The sequence below is a fragment of the Gilvimarinus gilvus genome (genome assembly GCF_030518155.1).
In the GTDB taxonomy this organism is placed as follows: domain Bacteria; phylum Pseudomonadota; class Gammaproteobacteria; order Pseudomonadales; family Cellvibrionaceae; genus Gilvimarinus; species Gilvimarinus gilvus.
Map to the genome: position 1 here is coordinate 1 of NZ_JAULRU010000503.1, position 415 is coordinate 415.

Consider the following 415-nt stretch of genomic DNA (forward strand, 5'->3'; position numbering starts at 1 on the left):
AGAAGCCGGGCTATTGTCGGCAATGGAAAATGCAGGAAAGGAAATTGAAAACGAGGACGAACGGAAAGCCCTGCAAAATATCGGTATTGGCACGCCTGCTACAAGGGCAGCGATAATCGAAACGCTGTTTACCCGCAACTATATCCAACGAGAAAAGAAATCCCTGATACCCACTGAAAAAGGATTGCAGGTATATGAACTAGTAAAAGACCGCAAAATTGCAGATGTGGCAATGACCGCTGAATGGGAACTTGCCTTGCAGAAAATAGAAAACAATGAAGCTGATGTCGGAGCATTTCAAACAGAAATGGAAAAATATGCAATATCTATTACCGATGAACTATTGCAAACTTCCATTGCTCAAAACAACCTGCCTAAACTGAATTGCCCGAAATGTAAAAGCCAGCAACTCATC

At 42.4% G+C, this 415-nt stretch carries 1 protein-coding gene; it reads left to right on the forward strand.

What is annotated here, in order from left to right:
• On the forward strand, window positions 1–415 hold a 415-nt coding region (locus tag QWI17_RS09095), incomplete at both ends, for a DNA topoisomerase (protein WP_302722196.1).